This is a genomic window from Kitasatospora sp. NPDC056327, assembly GCF_042261735.1.
In the GTDB taxonomy this organism is placed as follows: Bacteria; Actinomycetota; Actinomycetes; order Streptomycetales; family Streptomycetaceae; genus Kitasatospora.
In genome coordinates, this window is the sequence record NZ_JBHJRC010000345.1 from 1 (window position 1) to 8,330 (window position 8,330).

An 8,330-nucleotide genomic window follows, 5' to 3' on the forward strand; every position below is an offset into this window, starting at 1 on the left:
CCCCGCCCCCGACCGGTGCGGAGCGGCCCGGCGGCATGAGCACCGACCCGGCCGGCGGTGTGCTGCCGATCCGGACCGTGCCGGTCCCGTCGGTCGGCGGCGCTGGTGAGCGACGCCGTGCGGGCACGGTGGGCCGGTTGCCCCGGCCCCGTGAGGAAACCCCCGTGTCCCTCTCGAAGCCGTCTCCAGCCTGCACCCCGCGCGCTCTCCCCGGCGTCCTCCGGAGGTCGAAACCGCCTCCCCCGGCAGAGCCAACTCGGTCCCCTCCCCTGGAAGGACACGGTGTCCGGGGCGGTGCAGAGCCCGCCCCGGACGCCGGCGTTCACCACGAGCACCCGGCCTTGGCGACGTTCTTCATGCCACCGGAACGGGAAGGCCCCGGCCGCCCTCCGGCGACCGGGACCTTCCGTGGCTCTGGCTCGCGATGGTGCTGGTCACAGTCCTCGAAGGCCTTCTGTGACCAGCACTCTCGCGGCCGGTCAGTAGAGCGTGAGGGAGCTGGCCTTGTCGTTGACCCCCAACGGGACGTTCACCGGCGGGCCGTAGGGGCCGGAGCCGACCAGGTATCCGCTGTACCCGGAGCCGTCGTACAGGCTCAGGGTGCCGCCGCTCCTGTTCCAGAAGGCGCTCGTCTTGTTGTCCATGTTGTAGTTGGCGAGCTTGAAGGACCCGGCGCTGGGCACGACCCAGAGCTGGCCGCCGCCGTTGGTGTCCGAGAACAGGCAGGCCTGGCCGTGGAGACAGTTGTCCCACACCGTGGCCAGGGAGTCGCTGCTGACGGAGATCGGGTGGATCACGGCAGGGGCACCGCTGCCCCCGTCGGTGGCCGTCCGGGCCGAGGCGGTGCCGGCCACGGGCACGGCCATCAGGAGGGCGCCGGCCGCGGCCAGGGCGAACTTCTTGCGCATGTGCTTCCTCTTCTCTGTCGGTTCTGCGGTCTGCGGTGCTGTCCCCACCGAGCACTCCGGACGGCTTGCGGGGCCCCTCGGCTCCTGCCGAACGGTCTCGCCGATACGGCCCGGCCGCCGGAGTGCGGCACCCGTGCTGCCGGGCTGTTCGCGGTGCGCCGGACGGGCTTCCCGGCGCGGTGGCCGGCCGTGTTACGGGACCTTCCGGGTTGTCCGAAGAGCTGGTGGTGACTCCACCGTGCGCTCTGGTGGACTTGTCCATCCACCGGAATCGGCCGGGGTCCAGGTGGGTGGCGGACAAACCGGCTTGGCCGCGGACAAGGCACGCAGCAGTCCCGTGCGGGCCACTGCGGCGACGCTCTGCGGTGCCTTCTGCGCATCGTCCTGAGAACGGGGACGGCCTGTCGGCCGTGCGGCCGCGCGGCCGTGTGATCCGACGCGGGGCGCCGGGGGTGCGTTGGTTCAGTGCAGCGTTTCCAGTTCGGGCCAGTGGATGCCCGGGTGGTCGAGGAAGTCGGTGGGTCGTCCGGTGAGGTACCGGGTGAAGAAGGCGGTGACGGTGGTGCGTTGGGCGGCGAGGGAGCGTCGGGGGTCGACGGTGCCGATGAGTGCGGCCGTGTCGGGGAGCGGGAGGTGGCGCAGGAGTTGGGGCAGGAGGATCTGGAGGTCGGTGTAGGAGCCGTGGGCGGAGTCGCGCAGGCGCAGGGCGTGTCGGGGGCCGGTGGACGCCGTCCAGCAGGAGGCCCAGTCCGGTTCGGTGTGCAGGGCCTTGGTGCCGGAGGCCATCAGCAGGAAGGGTTTGGCGAGGCCGCTGGTGGCGACGGGTTCGAGGAGGGCGCCGTCGAGGTCCGCGGCTGCGCGGATGCGGGGTTCGTCGTGGGCGAGCTGGACGGCGACGGCGCCGCCGAGGGACTGCCCGAGCATGCCGGTCCTGGTCGGGTCGGCGGCTTCGGCGAGGCCGTCGGGGAGGGGGTCGGTGCCGGTGTCGGGGCGGTGGCCGCGGGTGAGCCGGTCGAGTGCGTCGAGGACGAAGCGGGTGTCGGCGAGGCGGGCGCGGCAGTGCTGGGCGAGGAGGGCGGCGATGACGTCCGGGGTGAGGTCGTCGGGCAGTGGGAGGGCGCGTTCGACCCGGCCGCCGGGGAACTCGACCTGCTCGGTCTCGTAGGTGGAGTCGAGGGTGACGACGAGGTGGCCGCGGCTCGCGAGTTCCTCGACCAGGGTGGTGCCGAGGGCGCGTGAGCCGCCGTCGCCGGAGGAGAAGAGCACCACGGGCAACCGGCCGGCGCGGCGGGCGGTGGGTGCGCCGGTGCGGGCGTGGGTCCTGATCCCCTGCCAGTCGGCGGCGCCGGTGGGGACGCCGAGGGCCGGTGCGGAGTACGTGTCCCAGTCGGCGGCCGCGGCCGGGGTCAGCCAGGGGGCCGTCGGGTGTCCGGTGCCGGGTTCGGCCGGGTACCAGAGGCCGGCCATGAGTTCGCGGTAGGGCTTGGAGGGGAGGAGGGGGTCGGGGCGGCTGTCGTCGACCAGGTGCAGCGCGACGGTGCCGACGGGCCAGGGGCCGGTGGGTGCGGGCAGGTGCAGCGGGACGGGCGTGCCGGGGGTGTGCGGCGGGCGGTGTTTCCCGGCCGGGGCGGTGGGGCGGCGTCCGGGGGCGGCGGCTGCGGTGGTGAGTGCGGCGGCGCCGAGCGTGGCGAGCAGGGTGCGGCGGGTCGGGGGCATGGGCGGGCTCCTCGGGCGGTGTGGTCGCGGGGTCGTCATCAGGGTTGCGCGGGCGGGGGGTGCGGGGCGCCCTGCGGGGGGAGGAGTTCGCGGGTGGGTGCGGCTCGTCCCCGGGCGCGTCGGCTCCTTCGCGCGGAGGACCTCCCGGTGTTCGGGGGAGCCCCCGGGTCTCCGCCGGTGGGCGGACGCCGTCGTGGGTGCGGGGCCCTACCGTGGGGCTGCGGCGAGGACGCCGGACGACGCGGACGCGAGGACGGACACGATGACCGGGACCGGTGCGGTACGGACGGGCCTGCCGGGCGCTCTCGGCCGGTGGCCGGGGCGGGTGCCGCCGCTGGTGGCGGACGCCGCGCTCGCGGCGGTCCTGTTCCTGGTGACGTTCGGGCCGGGGCGGGTGGCGGACGGTACGGGTTTCGTGCTGCAGACCGCCCTGGTGCTGCCGTTGGTGTGGCGGCGGCGGGCGCCGCGGGCCGCGTTCGGGGTGATCGCCGCCGTGGCGCTCGCGCAGTGGTTGGTGGGTGTTCAGCTGCCGGCCGACGCGGCGCTGCTGATCGCCCTCGGGACGGTGGCCGCGCGGGCGCCGTTCCGGTCGGCGTGGGCGGCGGTCCTGGTGGGGGCGGCCGGGGCGGTGCTGGCGGCGGCGCGCTGGGCACCCGAGGGCCGGTTCCCCGCCTCGGCGGCCGCGATGACGGCGGCGGTCGCCGCGAGCGCGCTGCTGGGGGCGAACGCCCGCATCCGGCGGGCCGCGCGGGCGGAGCGGCTGGCGCGGCTGGAACGGGACCGCGACGAGCGGGAGCGTCGGGCGGTGGCGGAGGAACGTGCCAGGATCGCGCGGGAGTTGCACGACAGCGTGACGCACGGCCTGTCGGTCGTGGTGGCGCTGGCGGACGCGCTCGGGCATGCTCGGCCGGCCGACGCCCGCGAGGTGACGGCCCGGATCGCGCAGACCGGGCGGCAGGCGCTGGGCGACATGCGGCGGGCGCTGGGCCTGCTCCAGGACGCCGGCCCGGACGCCCGTCCCGACGAGGGGCTCGACGCCGGGTCCGAAGGCGGGTGGCGGTCGCCGCCGGGGATCGGGCAGCTGGGGGCGCTGTGCGAGCGGGTGGGGGCGGCGGGTCTGGTGACCGGGCTGCGGGTGGACGGCGAGGCCGCCGGGGTGCCGGCCGCGGTGCAGCTGACGGTGCACCGGCTCGTCCAGGAGTCGCTGACCAACGCGCTGCGCCACGCGCCGCGGGGGGCGCGCGCGGAGGTGCGGGTGTCCTGCGCGCCGTCGTCGGTCACGGTCGAGGTGACCGACGACGGGCGGGCCGCAGGGAGCGGGCGGCCGCCCGCCGGGCACCCCGGACCTGCCGGGTGTACCGGGCCTGCCGGCTCCACCGGGGCCGGGCGGGGTCTCACGGGGATGCGGGAGCGTGCCGCGGCGTTCGGCGGGGTGCTGGAGGCAGGACCGCGGCCGGGCGGTGGCTGGCGGGTCTTCGTACGGCTGGATCCCGGGGGCGCGCGTTGAGGGTCCGGGTGCTGCTGGTGGACGACGAGGAGCTGCTGCGGCTGGCGTTCGGCATGATCGTGCGCGCGGAGCCGGACATGGAGCCGGTCGGGGAGGCGGCCGACGGGGCGGCGGCGGTGGAGCTGGCGCGGCGGCTTCGGCCGGACGTGGTGCTGATGGACGTGCGGATGCCGGGCACCGACGGCATCGAGGCGACCCGGCGGCTGCTGCGCGAGGTGCCCGGGACGCGGGTGCTGGTGCTCACGACCTTCGACCTGGACGCGTACGCCTTCGAGGCGCTGCGTGCCGGCGCCTCGGGCTTCCTGCTGAAGAACAGCCGGCCGCAGGAGCTGCTGGAGGCGATCCGTGGCGTGGCCCGGGGGGACGCGGTGGTCTCCCCCCGGGTGACGCGGTTGCTGCTGGACCGCTTCGCGCACCGGCTCCCCGCCGCCGGGGAGGGCGCCGCTGCGGACGGTGGCGGCCGGGGTGATGGCGGGGACCGGGGTGACGACGGGGGCGACGGCGGCGCGGATCGGCTGCGTGGGCTGACCGCGCGTGAGCGGGAGGTCCTGCTGGGCGCCGCCCGCGGCCTGACCAACACGGAACTCGCCGCCGATCTGGGTCTCGCGCGGCCCACGGTGAAGAAGCATCTCGGCCGGGTCATGGCCAAGCTGGGGCTGCGGGACCGGGTGCAGGCGGTCATCTTCGCGTACGAGCGCGGGCTGGTCGGCCCGCCGCCACCGCGGTGCGCCACGGGGTCCGCGCCGGCCGGGTGTGCACCGCCGTGCAGCGGCGGGCCTTCGGCGCCCCCGGGCACGTGCTGACGTCGGTCCCCGGCCCGGGGGCCGCGCTCCCGCCCCCCGGCCGTGGGAGGCACGCCGCTGCCCTGAACACGGCGACAGGACAGCCACCGGCCCGGGGCGGAGTGACAGCCACCGGCCCGGGGCGGAGGCTGACGCGTCGTCCGACGGTGCGCGTGCCGGAGAGGAGGCGGCGGGGCTTCGTGCGTCGGGGGGCATCCGCCAGTGCGCGCAGCGGCAACCACCGTGACCACGACGGACGAGACTCCTCTCTCGAACGGTCCGAACGGAACGTCGAACGACGCAGGTAAACGACAGGGAGGTCGTCATGTCCTTGGTTCGTCAGCGTATGGTCCGCGGCTGGCGCGCGGTTCTGGCCGCATTGGCCGGGGTGGTCCTGGTACTGGCCGGCACGCCCGGTCCGGCGCAGGCCGCGGAGACGGAGTGGATCAGTCTCGACGGAAATCAGTCACGGGTGCTGTCGGCGGTGTACTCGGTGACGATCAACGGTGCCACGTACGACGTCGCCCGAGGCACGGACAGCAACATCTGGTTCCGCTACAACGGCGGCAGCTGGCACCCGCTCGGCGGAAACAACGCCTCCCGGACCACGTCGCCGCCGCGTATCGTCGAGTTCCCCCCGGGGCGCGCGATGGCCGTCATCCGGGGCACGGACGGGGAGATCTGGTACAGCCAGGCGAACAACGGGTCCCTGAACTTCTGGACGGACTGGGTGCGGCTCCCGGCCGGTGCCAACGCGATCGGCAGCCCGATCCTCACCATCAGCTCGGCCACCCGGGACCTCATGATCGAGGCACCGAACGCCTACCGGCGCATCACCACCACGTTCCTGAGGAACTACAACGGAACACTGACGTCCAGCGGCTGGCGGGTGGACTCGCACGCGCTCCTCGGCACCAACGCCACGGACATCGAGGGTGACAGCCAGATCGCCGTCTACGGCACCGAGTACTACCGCTCGGTGCTGCGCAGCTTCTTCACGGGAACCGACCGCCACGTGTGGCGCGAGACGACGGATCCGACGACCGGCGCGGTCCTGGACCTGTCCCAGGTGAACGGCGGTGGCGAGTGCGCCAGCGGCGTGGGGGCGGCGCGGCTCGGGAACCAGTCCACCGTGGTCGGCCCCGGTCAGCCGGGCTACGCCGAGCAGCAGCGCGTGCTGATCTCCTGCATCGGGAACGACGGATACGTGTGGGAGACCACGTCGAGCGACGGTGGCCGCACCTTCGACGGCTGGCGCCGCCCGGCCGGTTCCCCGGCTCCGTCGGCCTCGACACCGGCGGTGTTCCCGACGCCCCTGGGGAACACCTCGTGGACGATCACGATCAGGTGGAACGGCGCCAGGAGCGGCCTGTTCCCCGACAACTCGGCGGTCCTGAAGCGCATCTGGTAGATCCGCCGCAGTCCTGCCGGAAAGTCCTGCGGGAAGCGCGGCCGGATGTCCTTCCGGCCGCGCTTCCCACTGTGCGGAGGGTGCTCCCGGCGACCGCAGACGAGTCGCGCACGGAGGTCCCGGTGAACAGCGCGGCGGTGGTCGGCCGTCGGACGGGGACCGGGGCTTCAGACGCGGGACGACGACCGCGTCCCCCGTCGTCGCCTGCGGCCCGAGGAGCCCGGTGGCCGGTGCGGGCGGTGCGGCGGCCGGCCTGCGGACCGTCGACCGGGCGTCCCCGGTGGCGTTCGCCCCGGCCTTCGCGTGGTTCTGCACCGGCGCCTCCGCCGTCGGCGAATCGGAGCCGTACGTGATGCCGCCCCGCCGCGCTCCCCGCGGTCCGTCAGCTTTCGGGCCGCCGGGCCCAGAACAGGACGTGACCGCTGTCGCCCTCGGGGACGAACTCCTCGTGCGAGACCTCCAAGCCGGCTCGCACCAACCAGGACCGGCTCGTGTCCGCGTCCGCGTGACTCCACCACATCGCGGCTCCGCCGCCGAGCCAGTTCTCGTCGGTCCCGGTCCAGGCCCGGTGCCCGGTGGCGACCAGGAACCAGCCTCCCGGCCGCAGCCACGAGGCGATCCGGCCCAGCAGGGCCGGCTGTTCCCCGACGGGAATGTGGATCAGTGCGTACAAGGAGATCACGGCGTCGAAGGTCCCCGGGGGAAACGCCAGGGCCGTAGCGTCCGCTCGGACGAACTCGGCCTCCGGCACCAGCTCCCGGGCCCGCCGGACCTGGACGTCGCTGATGTCGACGCCCGTGACACGGTGTCCCGCTGCCGTGAGCGACCGGACCACCGGGACTCCGGTCCCGCACCCCACGTCCAGCACGGTGCCCTCCTCCGGAAGACGTCCGAGCAACTCCTCGATCCACGATCCGTACTTCGTCTCGCTGCCGAACGCTCGCTCGTAGTGCACGGACAACAGGTCGTACCCGCGCCGGACCAGGTCCTTCGGATCTTCAACGCCCACAACGGCGCACCATAGTGGCCTCCACCTGACGGAGCGACACCTTTTCCGACCGCCTCCGACGTTCGACCGCTTGGCCGGACAAGTGCCGCGGGGAGCTTCAGGAACGTGACCTCGTGATCTGCCTGTTCACAGCGGTTCGTTGCGGATCGGTGCCCTTCCTGCGGTGGGCGGGGCGGGCGTACGCCCGGCCGGTGGCGAGGACTCCTCCCGCCGTGTGGCGGGCGGCGGGCTGCCTCCGGCGGTCGGCGTCCGGCGGGCTCGGCCCGGGACCCGAGCCGCGCGGCCGCGGCGTCCGGTCGTCGGCAGCCGGGCCCTACGGCACTGCCCCCGGCACCGCCTTGGTCATGCCGCACAGGACCCGGGCGTGTCCCGGACACGGCCGGACAGAGTCCTGACCGGCCCGGACACCGGAAGCCCTGTCCCGGACAGCGGCGGCCATTGTCCGCCGCGGGGTCGTTCGTCCAGGCTGGCGTCTCGTCCGAACTCCCCACGAACCGAAGGAGCGACCATGCGTTTGCGTGCAGCCGTGGCAGGACTGGGAATGGGAGCGGCCCTGGCGCTGGGCGGTGTGGCAGCGCCCGCCCAGGCCGCCACCCACGAGGGAGCCCCCTCCGCCCTGGGGCCCTCCTGCAAGACGGGCAAGAACCTCACCAACGGGTGGGGACAGTGCACCACCAGTGGTTCCTACAAGTGGCGCGTCCGCGTCTACTGCACCCTCGGCGGGTCCGGGACGAGCAGCGTCGTGACCGGCGCGACCCGGACCAACGCCTACTGCAGCTGGGGCAACGTGGAGTCCGTGTCCATCGAGTTCCTCTGACACCCGGTCGCACCGGTCGCCGGCACCGGGCGCTTCCCCCGGGACGGCGATCGGTGACGGGCCGTTGCCCATCGGCGGCCCCGCAGGACGCGATCGGCCCAGACCCGCACCGGGCGCGAGCCCCGGATGCCTGACGCGGCAGACCCGCGCCGCAGCCCCCGCGCCGAACCGGGCGGGGGC

7 protein-coding genes are annotated in these 8,330 nt (G+C 74.7%); 4 read left to right on the forward strand and 3 right to left on the reverse strand.

The window, feature by feature from the left end; all coding sequences use genetic code 11:
• Positions 1 to 479 precede the first annotated feature (479 nt).
• On the reverse strand, positions 480 to 908 hold the full coding sequence (locus tag ACFCX4_RS32080; protein WP_376150247.1) for a peptidase inhibitor family I36 protein: 429 nt from the start codon (positions 906 to 908) through the stop codon (positions 480 to 482).
• A 462-nt stretch (positions 909 to 1,370) separates the two neighbouring features.
• A complete protein-coding gene (locus ACFCX4_RS32085; protein WP_376150249.1) occupies positions 1,371 to 2,624 on the reverse strand; it encodes an alpha/beta hydrolase family protein in 1,254 nt (417 codons plus the stop codon).
• A 262-nt stretch (positions 2,625 to 2,886) separates the two neighbouring features.
• On the opposite strand from ACFCX4_RS32085, the gene ACFCX4_RS32090 reads away from it, so the two are divergent.
• From ACFCX4_RS32090 to ACFCX4_RS32100, 3 genes are all read left to right on the forward strand, one after another.
• Positions 2,887 to 4,131, forward strand: a complete 1,245-nt coding sequence (locus ACFCX4_RS32090) for a sensor histidine kinase (RefSeq protein WP_376150251.1) — start codon at positions 2,887 to 2,889, stop codon at positions 4,129 to 4,131.
• The gene (locus tag ACFCX4_RS32095) at positions 4,128 to 4,934 is read left to right on the forward strand and encodes a response regulator (RefSeq protein ID WP_376150253.1); all 807 of its coding nucleotides are present in this window, start codon (positions 4,128 to 4,130) and stop codon (positions 4,932 to 4,934) included. Before ACFCX4_RS32090 ends, ACFCX4_RS32095 begins: the two co-directional genes overlap by 4 nt.
• Positions 4,935 to 5,238: 304 nt before the next feature.
• Entirely contained in the window at positions 5,239 to 6,324 is a 1,086-nt protein-coding gene (locus tag ACFCX4_RS32100; protein WP_376150255.1) for a hypothetical protein, read from the forward strand.
• 382 nt (positions 6,325 to 6,706) lie between these two features.
• On the opposite strand, the gene ACFCX4_RS32105 is transcribed toward ACFCX4_RS32100, so the two are convergent.
• Positions 6,707 to 7,333 carry a methyltransferase domain-containing protein gene (locus tag ACFCX4_RS32105; RefSeq protein WP_376150257.1) on the reverse strand — a complete coding sequence of 209 codons (627 nt, stop codon included), beginning with the start codon at positions 7,331 to 7,333 and terminating at the stop codon, positions 6,707 to 6,709.
• A gap of 508 nt (positions 7,334 to 7,841) precedes the next feature.
• Between ACFCX4_RS32105 and ACFCX4_RS32110 the strand changes: the two genes are divergently transcribed.
• Positions 7,842 to 8,150, forward strand: a complete 309-nt coding sequence (locus tag ACFCX4_RS32110; RefSeq protein WP_376150259.1) for a hypothetical protein — start codon at positions 7,842 to 7,844, stop codon at positions 8,148 to 8,150.
• Positions 8,151 to 8,330: the final 180 nt, after the last annotated feature.